General features: G+C 65.6%; 13 protein-coding genes. 7 read left to right on the forward strand and 6 right to left on the reverse strand.

Annotated features, from left to right (window positions below):
• Window positions 1-24: 24 nt before the first annotated feature.
• Complete coding sequence (locus AC06E9_RS06085) at window positions 25-1,338, forward strand: hypothetical protein (RefSeq protein WP_478055690.1); 1,314 nt, start codon at window positions 25-27, stop codon at window positions 1,336-1,338.
• Window positions 1,339-1,373: 35 nt separating this feature from the next.
• Here AC06E9_RS06085 and AC06E9_RS06090 read toward each other — a convergent pair whose 3' ends face one another.
• The 3 genes from AC06E9_RS06090 to AC06E9_RS06100 are packed head-to-tail and all read right to left on the reverse strand — an operon-like array spanning window position 1,374 to window position 4,317.
• Entirely contained in the window at window positions 1,374-2,375 is a 1,002-nt protein-coding gene (locus AC06E9_RS06090; RefSeq protein WP_478055691.1) for an NADP-dependent oxidoreductase, read from the reverse strand.
• Window positions 2,372-3,160 (reverse strand): SDR family NAD(P)-dependent oxidoreductase, encoded by a 789-nt coding sequence (locus AC06E9_RS06095; RefSeq protein ID WP_152151302.1) that lies wholly within the window; start codon window positions 3,158-3,160, stop codon window positions 2,372-2,374. The genes AC06E9_RS06090 and AC06E9_RS06095 overlap by 4 nt, the downstream gene beginning before the upstream one ends.
• Window positions 3,161-3,219: 59 nt before the next feature.
• Entirely contained in the window at window positions 3,220-4,317 is a 1,098-nt protein-coding gene (locus AC06E9_RS06100) for an alkene reductase (RefSeq protein WP_478055692.1), read from the reverse strand.
• Between the two features lie 179 nt (window positions 4,318-4,496).
• Between AC06E9_RS06100 and AC06E9_RS06105 the strand changes: the two genes are divergently transcribed.
• From AC06E9_RS06105 to AC06E9_RS06115, 3 genes are all read left to right on the forward strand, one after another.
• The gene (locus AC06E9_RS06105) at window positions 4,497-5,078 is read left to right on the forward strand and encodes a TetR/AcrR family transcriptional regulator (protein WP_478055693.1); all 582 of its coding nucleotides are present in this window, start codon (window positions 4,497-4,499) and stop codon (window positions 5,076-5,078) included.
• Between the two features lie 285 nt (window positions 5,079-5,363).
• A complete protein-coding gene (locus AC06E9_RS06110; RefSeq protein WP_478055694.1) occupies window positions 5,364-5,612 on the forward strand; it encodes a hypothetical protein in 249 nt (82 codons plus the stop codon).
• A 156-nt stretch (window positions 5,613-5,768) separates the two neighbouring features.
• Complete coding sequence (locus AC06E9_RS06115; protein WP_121037092.1) at window positions 5,769-6,449, forward strand: hypothetical protein; 681 nt, start codon at window positions 5,769-5,771, stop codon at window positions 6,447-6,449.
• 13 nt (window positions 6,450-6,462) lie between these two features.
• On the opposite strand, the gene AC06E9_RS06120 is transcribed toward AC06E9_RS06115, so the two are convergent.
• Window positions 6,463-7,947: an FAD-dependent oxidoreductase gene (locus AC06E9_RS06120; RefSeq protein ID WP_478055695.1), complete on the reverse strand. Its 1,485-nt coding sequence runs from the start codon at window positions 7,945-7,947 to the stop codon at window positions 6,463-6,465.
• Between the two features lie 93 nt (window positions 7,948-8,040).
• Between AC06E9_RS06120 and AC06E9_RS06125 the strand changes: the two genes are divergently transcribed.
• From AC06E9_RS06125 to AC06E9_RS06135, 3 genes are all read left to right on the forward strand, one after another.
• Complete coding sequence (locus AC06E9_RS06125) at window positions 8,041-8,481, forward strand: MarR family winged helix-turn-helix transcriptional regulator (RefSeq protein WP_259462086.1); 441 nt, start codon at window positions 8,041-8,043, stop codon at window positions 8,479-8,481.
• 62 nt (window positions 8,482-8,543) lie between these two features.
• Window positions 8,544-9,359, forward strand: coding sequence for a S1 family peptidase (locus tag AC06E9_RS06130; protein WP_478055696.1), 816 nt, complete (start codon window positions 8,544-8,546; stop codon window positions 9,357-9,359).
• 113 nt (window positions 9,360-9,472) lie between these two features.
• Window positions 9,473-10,060 (forward strand): hypothetical protein, encoded by a 588-nt coding sequence (locus AC06E9_RS06135; protein WP_121037084.1) that lies wholly within the window; start codon window positions 9,473-9,475, stop codon window positions 10,058-10,060.
• Between the two features lie 117 nt (window positions 10,061-10,177).
• On the opposite strand, the gene AC06E9_RS06140 is transcribed toward AC06E9_RS06135, so the two are convergent.
• A complete protein-coding gene (locus AC06E9_RS06140) occupies window positions 10,178-11,089 on the reverse strand; it encodes a tyrosine-protein phosphatase (RefSeq protein ID WP_478055697.1) in 912 nt (303 codons plus the stop codon).
• 17 nt (window positions 11,090-11,106) lie between these two features.
• Complete coding sequence (locus AC06E9_RS06145) at window positions 11,107-13,389, reverse strand: TonB-dependent receptor (RefSeq protein WP_478055698.1); 2,283 nt, start codon at window positions 13,387-13,389, stop codon at window positions 11,107-11,109.
• Window positions 13,390-13,391 lie beyond the last annotated feature (2 nt).

The following is a 13,391-nucleotide window of genomic DNA, read 5'->3' on the forward strand; positions in this document are numbered from 1 at the left end:
GGAGACGCGCCTGCAATGAGAAGGATGTCCATCCCTGTTCTCCGTGGCGTAGCCATTGCCGTCGCCTGGTTGACTCCGTTTGCGGCTTCGGCTGCGGTGCAGCCGCCGGGGTTGGAAGAAGCGCTGCAACGCGTGGCGACGGTCGCGCAGGCGCCCGCGTCGAAGCAGGCGGCAGAGGCACTGTGGGGAGTGCCGCTGGATGCCCCTGTGGTGCTGCACGACCGCGTTACCGGAACGAGTTGGCGTCGAAACGTCGCCACGGGCGATGTGGAGTCTGTCGTTCTGCGGAAGGATCAGCCTCCTGCGAATACATGCATTGATATCGACGGGGCCTCCAACGTGCTGTTGATTCTGCCACTGCCTGCGGACAACGACGGACTCGCGACCCTGTTCTGGCATGAACAATGGCACTGCGTGCAGGCCATGTTGGGACTTTCCGCTTCCGAAGGCGACACAGCGCATCTTGATGGTGAGCTTGGGCGCATCGCGTTGCGGTTGGAGATGCGTGCGTTGGCGAAGGCGCTGTCCGCGACCGATGATCGTGATGCTCGGCCGCATGTCGCCGCAGCGCTGCGATTCCGTGCACTTCGCTCTGCGGGCTCGGCGTCGGGCACCCGGGTGCTGGACGAAGAGGCAAGGGTTGAGCGTAATGAGGGCCTTGCCGAGTACACAGGCCGCCGGGTTGCGGCTGCTGCCAATGGGGGGAACATGGTGACGGCGTTGGTCAAGTCTCTGGCTGCAGCAGATGCCTCACCGAGCTTTGTCCGATCGGCGGCGTACGTGACCGGGCCGGCGTACGGGATGTTGCTGGATCGGTGGTCGCCGCACTGGCGCAGCGGGCTGTCGCCCGCGTCTGACCTGCCGGCACTGCTGGCCGAACAGCTGGGCACGCCGCTCAGCGCAACCGGGGCGGACGGTGTCGGTCGCCGTTATGGGGTGGACGAGGTACGTGCCCAAGAACATGAGCGCGCCAGGATCCGTGAGCAGCGCAGTGCCGGGTATCGAAAGCGGTACCTCGGTGGGGACGCGGTCCGGCTTCCACTGAGTAAACCGTCCGCATCGTTCGATCCGCGCGCGCTCTTTCCGCTGGACGAGGTGGGCACGGTGTACACACCGCTCACGGTACGTGACGAGTGGGGTGAGCTCACGGCGGAATCGGGTGCGCTGATGTCAAAAGACTGGACACTTGTCACGCTGAGTGGCGGTGAGGTTACCGGTAGTGCCTCCAACTGGACAGGGCCGGGCTGGACCCTTGTTCTCAACGCGGGCTGGCGCCTCGAAAAGGAATCAGAGGGCTGGCGTTTGACGAATGTGCAGGGCGGCGATGACCACCGGTAGTGAGGCTCGGCAGAGATGAGAGACCTGATCGCAACCTACCGCATCTCCACCACCACCTTGCCCTTGGCCCGGCCACTCTCGACATGGGCCAAGGCGCTCAGGGTCTCCCGGAACGGGAAGACCCGGTCGATGACCGGGCGGATGGCACCGCCCTCTACCAGCGAGGTGATCTCGCCCAGCTGCTGCCCACTGGCCCGCATGAACACGAACGTGTAGGTCACGCCCTTCTGCTTGGCCTTACTGCGGATGCCATGGCTGAGCAGGCGAATGACCTGCTTGAGCGGCCAGGCCAGTCCGCGTGCCGCAGCAAACGCGGGCGTGGGGGGCCCTGAGAGGGAGATGAGATGTCCGCCCGGCCTGAGGATCTGCAGCGAGCGGGTCAGTTCATCCTTGCCGAGGCTGTTGAGCACCACATCGTAGTCACGCAGTTCCGTCGCGAAATCCTGCTGTTTGTAATCGATGACGACGTCTGCGCCGAGATCCTTCACCCACGCGACGTTGGCGGTACTGGTGGTGGTGGCCACGAAGGCGCCCAGATGTTTGGCCAGCTGGATCGCCACCGTCCCGACGCCGCCGGAGCCGGCCTGGATGAAGACCTTCTGCCCGGGTTTGAGCTGGGCGGTTTCGACCAGCGCCTGCCATGCGGTCAGCGCGACCAAGGGCAGCGAGGCGGCCTCCACCATGGTGAGGTTGCCGGGTTTGAGCGCCACCGAGGCAGCATTGACCGCAATGAACTCGGCGAACGTGCCGATGCGATCATCGTCGGCACGGGCATACACCTCATCGCCGGGTTTGAAGTGGTGAACCCCGGCGCCGACACTTACCACCGTGCCGGCCATATCGTTGCCAAGAATCAGCGGCAGGCGATAAGGCAGGATCAGCTTGAACTCCCCGGTGCGGATCTTGGTGTCCAGCGCATTGACGCTGGCCGCGTGCACGCGGATGAGGACATCGCCATCGCGCAGCGCAGGCTGTGGGGCGTCGCCGATGCGGCCGGTCTCCTTTGTGCCATAACGGTCGATGAGGAAGGCTTTCATGGGCGGTTGCGGTACCGTTCCGCCGCCTGCGCCTGCCGGATGTCCGAGAGCAGGCCCTGACGCGATGCGTCCAGCGTGTCCCAGCGTTCGGCCACATGCAGCGGTGGAATGGTGACGGTCTCGCGGCGATCAAAGCCGACCAGGGCGGCATCGACCAGCTCGCCGACATCCATCACTTCGGGCAACGTGTTGATGTCGATACCGGCCCGCTCCCAGATCTCGGTGCGCGTCGCCGCGGGCAGCACGGCCTGCACATAGACGCCCTTGGGCGTCAGCTCCAGGCTCAGTCCCTGCGACAGGAACAGCACGAAGGCCTTGGTCGCACCGTAGACGGACATGCCGAACTCCGGCGCCAGGCCGACCACCGAGCCGATATTGATGATCGCGCCTTCGCCGGCGCTGGCCAGCCGTGGTGCAACGGCAGCGGCAAGGCGGGTCAGGGCGAGAGTGTTCAGCGTGATCAGTTGTTCGATGCTGTCGGCCGACTGCTCGGTGAAGCCACCGGATTGGGCGATGCCCGCGTTGTTGATCAGGATGCCGATGCGGGTGTCGTCGCGCAGGCGGGTTTCAACGGCGGCCAGGTCGGCGCGCTGGGTGAGGTCGGCCGGAAGTACATCGATGGCAACGCCGGTATCGTGGCGCAGGCGCGCGGCCAGTGTGTCCAGCCGCGCCGTGTCGCGCGCGACCAGCACCAGATCATGGCCGCGGCGCGCGAAACGTTCGGCGTAAACGGTGCCGATGCCGCTGGAGGCGCCGGTGATGAGGACAGCAGGAAGCAGGCTCATGGTGTGTCTCTTGGCATGTAATGGGGGAACGGGGATGCGGCGCGGCTCTGGCGAGGGAGTTACTGCGCGAGCGTGTCGGTCAGGGCGGGGTAGTCGGTGTAGCCCTCCGCGCCGCCGCCATACAACGTGGCCGGGTTCAGGGCGTTCAAGGGCGCGCCGGTCTCCAGGCGTTCGACCAGATCCGGATTGCTGATGAAGGCACGGCCAAAGGCGAACAGGTCGGCCTTGCCACCGGCCAGATGCGCGTTGGCCAGCTCCAGGTCATAGCCGTTGTTGGCCAGGTAGGTGCCGGTGAAACGGCGGCGCAGGCCGTCGAAGTCGAACGGGGCGACATCGCGCGGGCCACCCGTCGCGCCTTCGACCACATGCAGGTAGACGACGCCCAGCGCGCTGAGCTGATCGACGATGTAGTCGTACTGCGGCTGCGGATCGCTGATGGTCGCGATGGCGTTGGCCGGCGAGACCGGCGAGAGGCGCACGCCGGTGCGATCGGCACCGATCTCGGCTGCCACGGCTGCAGTGACCTCCAGCAGGAGGCGCGCACGGTTTTCGATCGAACCGCCGTAGAAATCGGTGCGCTGGTTGGCGCCGTCCTTGATGAACTGCTCAAGCAGGTAGCCGTTGGCGCCGTGGATTTCGACACCGTCGAAGCCGGCGGCGATCGCATTGGCGGCGGCCCGGCGGAAGTCGTTGACGATGGCCGGCAGTTCGTCGATCTCCAAGGCACGCGGCTCGGACACATCGACAAAGCCGTTGTGGACGAAGGTCTTGGTCTGCGCCCGGATGGCCGAGGCGGATACCGGCGCGGCGTTGCCGGGCTGCAGATCCACGTGCGAGATGCGGCCCACGTGCCACAGCTGCACGAAGATGCGTCCGCCGCGCGCGTGCACGGCGTCGGTGACCTTGCGCCAGCCGTCGATCTGATCCTGCGTGTACAGCCCCGGCGTGTCCTGGTAGCCCTGGGCCTGCGCCGAGATCTGGGTGGCCTCGGTGATGATCAGCCCGGCCGAGGCGCGCTGGGCGTAGTAGGTGGCGGCGAACGGACCGGGCACCAGACCGGCCCCGGCGCGGTTGCGCGTCAGCGGTGCCATCACGATGCGGTTGGCCAGGGTCAGTGGGCCAAGCGGGTAGGGCTGGAACAGTGTCGAGGTCGTCATGGCGGGTGCGGGGTCGTGGTCGTTGAGGGGGTGGCGCGGGCGGGCCGGCAGTGGCGTCGCCTGGAAGTACCGCAATGATGATGACCATAATCTTAGGTGTCAATGGTTTGATGATGATGGTCATCTATCCATGGTAAAGTGCGGGTCTATCGCGGCAAAGCATCAAGAGACAACCCGTCATGAAGGTCACCAAGGCACAGGCCCAGGCCAACCGGGCGCACATCGTCGACACCGCCTCCACGGTTTTCAGGGAGCGGGGCTACGACGGCGTGGGCGTGGCAGACCTCATGGCGGCCGCCGGCTTTACCCATGGCGGCTTCTACAAGCACTTCGGCTCCAAGGCCGACCTGATGGCGGAGGCGGCAAGCTGCGGCCTGGCGAAATCGGCCGATGCCGCGGCCGACATGGACCTGGCGAGTTTCATGCGCTACTACCTGTCCCGGCAGCATCGTGACGCGCCAGGCCAGGGCTGCACCATGTCAGCGCTGTGCACCGACGCGTCGCGTCAGCCGGATCCGGTCAAGGCGGCCTTCGCGGCAGGTATCGAGGCGCAGCTGGCCGTCTCTCCCTACCGGGAAGGCCAGTCAGACGGCCCCACGTGCGAACAGGCGCGTGCGCGGCGCATCGCCTTGATGGCCCAGGCTGTCGGCGCGATGGTGTTGTCCAGGTCCTGCCCGGGCGACTCGCCGCTGGCGGACGAGATCCTGGATGCGTGCCGGGAAGACGTGCTGGCGCGGCTGGGTGGTGTGCCCAACGGCTGACGCGTGCTGGCCTGATCCGCAAAGCGCAGCAGGTGGCGCGCAATGCGTGTCCTGCCACTCGCTCGGTGGCCCGCTGCCGGGCATGCTCGCCGAGTATGTGGTGATCCATGAAGATGTCGTCGTCGGAAGCTGCGCCCTCTACCACGCCGGTGGCGACTCGTCATCACACTGCCTCTACGTCTCCCAGCTTCAACTGAATGCCGGTCATGGCGCTGGCGAAAAGGCCGCTATAGTCCGAACACCCCAGACGAAGGAGGCACTGCAATGTTTCTGACCACAAAACAAATGACGACGGCGCGTACGCTGGCTGTGGCAATCATCGCTACCGTAGGCCTCAGTTCCTGCGCCACGTACAAGGACGAGTTCGCCACGATCAACTCGCGCCTTGATCAGCTCGACACGAAGGTGCAGGGCGCGGCCCAGAGCGCCGAATCGGCCAATCAATCCGCGCAGCAGGCCAACCAGCGTCTGGATCAGATCGAAGGCCGTGTGCAGCAGCTCGAACAGGCACCCCGCCGCAAGCCACGCGGTTGATCGCTCGCGCGCCGTGTGTGAGCAACGTTTGAATCGACAACGGGTGGCCTACGCAGGCCACCCGTTGTCGATGATCGTGCAATCGTCATTGCAAGGAAGTGTCCCATCCGTACGCACTCATACCCCGTAGTCCTGGCCCTTCGCGGCGCACTGACCATGGCGCTGGCGCTGGCAAGCATCGGCGTGGCAAACGCCGAGGATGCGGCTGCGCAGCCGACAGCCGCTGTCGATGAACTCCCGCCAGGCCAGGAAGTATCCAACACCGTGATCGAACTCGCGGGCTGGGTGGTTGCCACCAAGGACAGCCAAGGCTATCCATTCGCAATCATGGACAAGGCCGCTGCCCAGGTGCTGGTCTTCGATGGCGAGGGCCGGCTTCGCGGCGCCGCGTCCGGGCTGTTCGGCTCGGCCACCGGTGACCACACGGCGCCCGGTATTGCCGGTCTTGCGCTTCGCGAGATTCCGGGTCGGGACCGTACGACGCCGGCAGGTCGCTTCGTGGGCGGCTACGGCCCGTCGATCGATGCCGGTCGCGTGCTGTGGGTGGATTATGAGTCCGCCGTCTCCATCCACCCGACGGCGATGGGCGTCCCGGCCGAAAGGCGCGTGGAACGTCTGGCATCGCCCTCGCCAGACGACAACCGGGTAACCCATGGCTGCATCAATGTGTCGCCGGGCTTCTACGAGCAGGTCATCCAGGCGACATTCCAGCGGGGCGGGGTGTTCTACGTCCTTCCGGACAAAGCGTCGATAGCGGAGACCTTCCCGGAGTTCGCGAAGAGCCGTGCGGCGACGCAGGGCGACGAGGGAACCCGGGCTGGCCCAGCCGGCAAGTGAGGGGCGCATCGCATCACGGTGCATGCCGTTCGAAGTGTGCTTCGAGCACGTTGATGTGTCCCTCAACAGCGACAGCAGCCACGTAGCCATCCGGCCGGATCAGCAGCCACTCACCCGGCGCCAGACCGTAGGCATCGGCGAAGTGTCCGGCCGCATCACGCAGCTCCCCGCCTTGGCCGATGACATGGATGCGCAGACCCTTCCGCGCACGAGCGGCGGCGCGGCCGGTTTGGTAACCCAGCAACGTCCAATGGGTCCCTCGAAATACCTCGAACAGACGTACTGGCTGCCCACCCGCACCCTGCAAAAGGGCGTCGGGGGCGCGGCGCCCCGGCGTGATACGCCCACGTCGGGGCTCAGCAGGTAGCGAGAGCGAGGCGTCGGCGTACCCGAGGTCGAGCTGCTGCACCTCGCGCCCACGTCGATTGTCGCCGCGCCGTGCGTGCTCAAGCAGCGTGGTTGCAAGCCCGAGCATGGCGGCCGCAATGGGGCGTCGCTCTTGTTCGTACGTACCGAGAAGCGCGGCCGGTGCACCCTGCAGCACTGCAGCCAGTTTCCACCCAAGGTTGTAGGCATCCTGCACGCTGGTATTCAGGCCCTGGCCGCCGGTGGGTGGATGCGTATGGGCAGCATCGCCTGCCAGGAAGACACGGCCGTCGCGGTAGCGGTCTGCCAGCCGGGCACTCATCTGGTAGGCCGAGGCCCATTGCACGTCGAGAACGGTGAGATCATGGCGGCCGGTCCGCGCACGCACCATGGCACCGAGGCCGTCGGCCGAGAGGTCCACCTCACCCTCCAGCGGGACCGGCGCCTGCAGTTGGAACAGGCGTGTTCCCATGAGTGGACACAGAGAGATCCGCTGCGCCATGTCGTCCTGGTTGAACGTATGCCAGGCGTCGCGTGGCAGCCCTTGCAGCACGATGTCGGCCACCACCGCGCGCACGCCCAGCGTTTTGCCGGGGAAGCCGATACCCAGTGCCTGGCGCACGAAGCTGCGCCCGCCGTCGGTGCCGATCAGGTAGCGCGTGCGCACGGTCTGCTCGCCCGTTGGCGTGGCAAGACGGACGCTTACCCCGGTGTCGTCCTGCTCGACGCCGATCAGTCCGTGTCCGAAGTCGACCCGGTGCCCCAACTCCGCCAAGCGGTCGCGCATCACGGATTCGGTCAGGAACTGCGGCACCATCAGCGGCTGTCGATACGGTTCGGCCGGGGAGGCCGGCGCGGCCTCGATGACGGCGGCGTCCGTGTGGGTGCCATCCGCATGGTGCGAGCGCGAGACGGGGTAGAGGCCGCCGGCCGCGAACAGCTGATCGACGATGCCCATGTCCTCGAAGACTTCCTGGCTGCGCGGCTGGATACCTTTGCCACGCGACCCATGGAACGGCTGATCCCGCTGCTCCACCAGGCGGAAGGCCACGTTGCGGCGGGCAAGTTCAATGGCCAGGGTGAGGCCGGCGGCGCCGGCACCACAGATCACTACGTCAGGGGTGTTGCCCATTGCATCGCTCCAGGTATGTGTAATATGCACTTACTTGGAGGGGATGCTATGCCGGTGAAAAAGAAGGTGCAAGATACACATAATTCGGCCGGGTTGAGGTCGCTCCACCTCTCGATGGTCAGCCTCGCCAGCGTGATGAACCGGCCGCGCAACGATGAACGGCTGATCCAGGACGCGGGCGTGACGCTGGACCAGGCGTTGTTCCGCCTGTTGGTGGTGATCGAACGGGTAGGGCCGATCGGGGTGGTTGAGCTGGCCGATCGCCTGGGCCGGGATTACACGACCATCAGCCGTCAGGTGGCCAAACTGGCCGCGATGGAGCTGGTCACGCGTCGCGGTAACCCACAGGACCGCCGCATCCGTGAGGCGACCATTGCACCGAAGGGCAAGGACATGACGGACCGGTTGGATGCCGCACGTGAGCGGATCGGCCGGGAGATCTTCGCCTCGTGGCCTGCGCAGGAGGTATCGGAGCTGGTGCGTTTGATGGCAAAGTTCGCCAGCGCGCTGGAAGCCCGTGAGCGCGAGCCGTAACGGTACCCCACGCCTCGCAGGGCATCTGGACGCCGCTGTCTGAACCTCACAAGGCATCACCAATGAAGGGATTTCTGTTGATCGGGATGCTGCTCGCAGTGTCTTCGACCGCCCATGCCATCGTCATCCGTCATGACGTGGATGATGCGCAGTACCGCGTTCCCGCCACCGAGTTTCCCGCCCTCGTGGACATGCCCGGCGAGGGCCACGGCGCGTTGATCGCACCGCAGTGGGTGCTGACGGCCGCGCACACGCTGCCGATGCAGGCCGATCTCAAGCAGGTGATGATCAACGGTACCGCGCGGGAGGTTGAGCGGGTGGTCACCCATCCCGGCTACAGGACGCTGCCGCAGACGTTGATCGATCAGGCCATGGCCAGCGGCGAGGCGATGCTGATCGTGGTGTTTCTCGCCTCGGGCGATGATGTTGCGCTGATCCGGTTGAAAGCGCCGGTCACCGACGTGGTGCCGGTGGACCTTTACGGCGACAGCGACGAAGCCGGTCAGATCGCGAAGATCCTGGGAAAGGGCGCTACGGGTACCGGCGCTACGGGGCATTCTCCCAACGGCCCCAACCGCACCGAGCTTCGCCGCGGCTTCAACCGGATCACCAGCGCGTACGACCGCTGGCTCTGCTATGTCTTCGATGCACCACCCGAAGCGCTGCCGCTCGAGGCTGTGCTGGGCAACGGTGACAGTGGCGGCCCGGTGCTCATCGAGCACGATGGCCACTGGCTGCTGGCCGGGCAGGGGTCGTGGAAGGTCGTCCAGGGCAATGTGCTGACCGCCCGGCCCGGGCGCTATGGGCAGGTCACCTGCAATGTGCGCGTGAGTCACTATCGGGACTGGATTGAACGCGTGATGGCCGGGCAGCCTTAGACAACATTGGAAGAGGGTGCCTGGCGGACCTCGTATCACCGCGTGGCGCAACGTCAACGGCGATGCCAGCGCTATGATCCAAGGAAGGACATCAGCAAAGGAGCACCACGCACATGGACGTTGTAGAACCAATGGAGGTGCTTCGCACGTCCGTACGCCGCCTCACTCTGTTGACTATCGCCCTTGGAGTGCTTGTTGCCGGCCTGGCCGTGGCGGTCTTCGCACTGTCGATGGCGCCGCGCGGAACGCTCACCGTTGATGAACTCCGCGCCCATCGCATCGTTGTGCTGGATGACCAAGGCGTAATGCGCGTTGAGATGGGCCAGGATGCAGTGGATGCGGGAAGGCGATCGCGCACGGCCGGTGTGTGGTTGTACGACGCCAAAGGCGACGAACGCGGTGGGATGGCAACCCACGAAGATGGCCTGGTAGGTCTTGCCTTCGATGCTCCGGTGGGGAAGGGCGAGGATCACCTGCGTGATCGCCTGAGCCTGCGCGTGGATGCCGACGGTGCGGCCCAGGTGCTGCTCACGGACAACCTGACCCGCGGCATTGTCGGTCTTCTATCCGACGGTACGGGCAACGGCGGGGTGGAGACGTATCGCTGGGACATGGATGCCAAGCTCATCCACCGCCGTTACATTACGTTCGATCAGGACGAGCGGCAGCAGCGCCCGTTGGGCGAGCCGCAGGCGCAATAGGCCGTCATCGCTCATGCCCACGCAGAGCCGCGTGCTCGCCCGGGATGGAGAGCTGCTGGCTCACCTCGGATCGAGCAGGCGCCGGGCGTGCCCCGGCGCCTGCGTCATGCATTGCGATCAGCCCGCCTGACCCAACCGCACCTTCAGCTGATCGATCTCCGCCTCGCTGACGCCGATGGACTTCAAGTAGCCTTCGGCACCGCCGTACTGTTGATGCAGAGCCACTAGGAACATCGCCATGTTCTCCGGTGCGGTGCCGGCCATGCCGGCCATCTTCCTGCCGATCTCCGGGTTCTGTTTGATCAGTTCCATGATCTGCGCGTTCATTGCGCTGTCCTTGGGCTGGCCCTCGAGGTAATGTGCGGAGATCGCATAGTTGTGCACGATGTCCGCCCGGGACACCCCCGCCAGGTCGAGCAGCAGCCCGGCGATGATGCCGGTGCGGTCCTTGCCGGCGGTGCAATGGAACAGCACGGTGCCGTCACGCTCGGCGGCGATGCGCTGGAAGACCTGCTTGAACTGCGGCTGGCTGTGATCCAGCCACTGCACATAGGCCGCGCCCAGCGAGTCGGGGAAGGTGGCAATCATTTTCTGCAGGTCCATCTTCTCGGTGCCCATCAGCGAGGTGCGCTGGTAGGCGAAGCGGGCGTCGGTGGCCAGCAGGTCCGGCGACTGCGCCTGCTCATCGGCGGTACGCAGGTCGATATCCAGCGTGACGCCGGCAGCGGCCAGTGCATCGCGGTCAGCGGCGGTCAGGCGGCCCAGGTCGGAGGTGCGCACGAAGGCACTGGCCGGGATCGGCCCATGGGTGCCTTGCAGGCCCGCAAAGGTACGCGTGTTCCAGGCGCCCTGCAGCGGGATCACGCGCTGCGCATCGGCGGCAACCGGCTGCACGTTGGTGCTAGGCGCGATGGTGGATGCGGCGGCGGTATCGGTGACGGGCGAGCGGGCCAGTGCGAGGCCGGCGCCAGTGAGCATCGGCAGGCTGAGGGCAATGGCAAGGGCAAGGTGGGTGCGGCGAAGGTGCATCAGGATCTCCAGGGCGATCAGAAGGTGACGGTGACGTCCAGGCCATAGGTGCGCGGGTCATTGAAGATCCCGCTCTGGCCCAGTGAGGCGTTGTTGAGCTTGTAGAACAGGTGTTCTTCGTCGAGCAGGTTGCGCGCCCACAGTGAGACGGCCATGGTCGAGCCCGTACTGTTGAGGGGCACGTCGATCAGGGCGACACGGGCGTTCACGATGAAGGAACTGTCGGTGAGCATCTGGTCGTACTCGCTGGTGTAGTACCCATCGGACCAGTTGCCGTCCAGGTGGAACTTCAGCGCGGAGAAGTTGGCGAACGGCACCAGATAGTCCAGCGACACGCTGCCGGCGTTCTTCGGCGCCAGCAATGGCTGCACCGTGACCTGCACGCCGGCGCCGAACGGGTCGACCGCGCGCTGCGCATCGATGCGGGTGTAGGCGTAGTTCAACCCCACGGTGAAGTTGTCCACCGGCATCACGTTGAACTCCAGCTCCGCACCGCGTGAGGTGCCGTTGCTGAGCGCGTTGGTGGTGACCATCGTGGTGCGGGTTTCGCCGCTGTTGGGATCGAACGGCAGCGAGAAATCCATCTGCTTGTGTTCGATCGTCGAATCGAACAGAGCCAGGTTCAGGCGCGCGCGGTTGTCCCAGAACTGCGACTTGACGCCGAGCTCGAACGCCGTCACTTCTTCGGGCGCGAAGGCGGTATACGTTGTCGAGCGCGAGTTGGCGCCGCCCGCCTTGAAGCCGGTGCTGTATTTGGCATACACCATGGCGTTCTCGCCCACGTCGTAGGCGATGTTCACCATCGGATCGAAACGGCCCCACGCATCGTCGAAGGCGAGGTCTTTAGCCGCCCCATTGACGATGTACAGGCTGCCCTTCTTGTCATCGCGCGTGTAGCGGCCACCGGCCGTCAGGTGCAGGCGCTCAAGCGAGGCGGGCGTCCAGGTGGCCTGGCCGAAGATGCCCAGGCTGTCCGTCCACGCCTTGCTGGCGCGGTCGATGCGCACGTCGCCCAGGTTCAACGGGTTGGTCGCCGGGTTGAGCGTATAGCTGTTGCCGCCCGGGCCCCACAGCAGCATGTTGGGGGTCTGCGCGTTGTCACCGGCGGTTTCGTGATAGTAGAAGGCACCGGTCAGGAACTGCACCTGCGAGGTGGTGCCGATCAGCTGGAATTCCTGGCTGTACTGGTGCTGGTAGACCTGGGCAAGGCTGTAGCGGCCGAAGGGTGTGTTCGGACCACCGTAGGCGGAGATCGCGTCGACCAGCCCCATGTCGAACTGACCCTGGGTCAGTTCCCGATAGGAGCTGATCGACTTCAGTTCCACGTTCTCGCTGAGGGTCCAGCCGAGGTTGAGCAGGTGGCCGCTGGTACGGCCGATGTTGTCTTCCTGCGGGCCACCAAGGATGGCGGAATCGCGTCGATCCTCGCTGGCGCCGGCCTTCTGCAGCGGGCTCACATAGGCGCCAAGCACCAACAACTGCGTGTGGTATGGCGTGGTGGCATCGTAGGAGCGGTCAAAGGCGTACAGCGCGGAGAAATCATCGCTGGGCTGCCACAGCGCGCTGAAGCGTGCGCCCCGCTTGTCGTAGCTGTTGAAGTCGCGCTCGCCGCGCATCGGGTTGTCGGTGGTACCGCCGCGTTTGGCCTGCACGGCGTCGATCTTGAAGCTCACATCGCCCACCTTCGGCAGGTCCAGATGCAGGCCCGTGGTGTAGCCACTGTAGTTGGAGACGCCGGCACTGACGCTGCCGCCAAACTCGCCGGTGGGCTGTCTGGTGACAATGCTGATCGCGCCGCCTTCGGTGTTGCGGCCGAACAGCGTACCCTGCGGCCCCTTCAACACCTCGATGCGCTCCACGTCGTACAACATGCTGCCCAGGCCCTGCGCGCGGCCCATGAACACGCCATCGACATACACGCCGACACCGGCATCGCGCGCGGGCTGATTGGCATCGCCGGAGGCACCGATCCCGCGGATGCCGATGTTCAGCGCCGAGCTGCGGGTGGCGAACGGGGTGACACGCAGTGAGGGGATGGAGCCATCGGAGAGGCTGCCGATCGAGATCGCGCTGCGATCCTTCAATGCTTCGGCATCCACCACGGAGACCGATATCGGGGTGTTCTGCAGATTCGTCGCACGCTTCTGGGCAGTGACGACGACCTGATCCAGTGCGACCACATCGCGCGCGGCGGCATCGGCGGTGCCGGTCGTCTCCGCGTCGTTGGCGAGGGCGAGACCGGGCAGGGCGGTGGCAATGGCAAGGGCTAACAGGCGACGGTGCAACGGGGCGTGGCGCATCG

This window comes from Stenotrophomonas sp. Steno-Z10-BAI, from assembly GCF_056393115.1.

What these genes read in the sequence shown, in the direction of transcription:
- AC06E9_RS06085 (WP_478055690.1), top strand. Translation starts at nt 25, where the DNA reads ATGTCCATCCCTGTTCTCCGTGGCGTAGCCATTGCCGTCGCCTGGTTG.
- AC06E9_RS06090 (WP_478055691.1), bottom strand. Translation starts at nt 2,375, where the DNA reads ATGAAAGCCTTCCTCATCGACCGTTATGGCACAAAGGAGACCGGCCGC.
- AC06E9_RS06095 (WP_152151302.1), bottom strand. Translation starts at nt 3,160, where the DNA reads ATGAGCCTGCTTCCTGCTGTCCTCATCACCGGCGCCTCCAGCGGCATC.
- AC06E9_RS06100 (WP_478055692.1), bottom strand. Translation starts at nt 4,317, where the DNA reads ATGACGACCTCGACACTGTTCCAGCCCTACCCGCTTGGCCCACTGACC.
- AC06E9_RS06105 (WP_478055693.1), top strand. Translation starts at nt 4,497, where the DNA reads ATGAAGGTCACCAAGGCACAGGCCCAGGCCAACCGGGCGCACATCGTC.
- AC06E9_RS06110 (WP_478055694.1), top strand. Translation starts at nt 5,364, where the DNA reads ATGACGACGGCGCGTACGCTGGCTGTGGCAATCATCGCTACCGTAGGC.
- AC06E9_RS06115 (WP_121037092.1), top strand. Translation starts at nt 5,769, where the DNA reads ATGGCGCTGGCGCTGGCAAGCATCGGCGTGGCAAACGCCGAGGATGCG.
- AC06E9_RS06120 (WP_478055695.1), bottom strand. Translation starts at nt 7,947, where the DNA reads ATGGGCAACACCCCTGACGTAGTGATCTGTGGTGCCGGCGCCGCCGGC.
- AC06E9_RS06130 (WP_478055696.1), top strand. Translation starts at nt 8,544, where the DNA reads ATGAAGGGATTTCTGTTGATCGGGATGCTGCTCGCAGTGTCTTCGACC.
- AC06E9_RS06135 (WP_121037084.1), top strand. Translation starts at nt 9,473, where the DNA reads ATGGACGTTGTAGAACCAATGGAGGTGCTTCGCACGTCCGTACGCCGC.
- AC06E9_RS06140 (WP_478055697.1), bottom strand. Translation starts at nt 11,089, where the DNA reads ATGCACCTTCGCCGCACCCACCTTGCCCTTGCCATTGCCCTCAGCCTG.
- AC06E9_RS06145 (WP_478055698.1), bottom strand. Translation starts at nt 13,389, where the DNA reads ATGCGCCACGCCCCGTTGCACCGTCGCCTGTTAGCCCTTGCCATTGCC.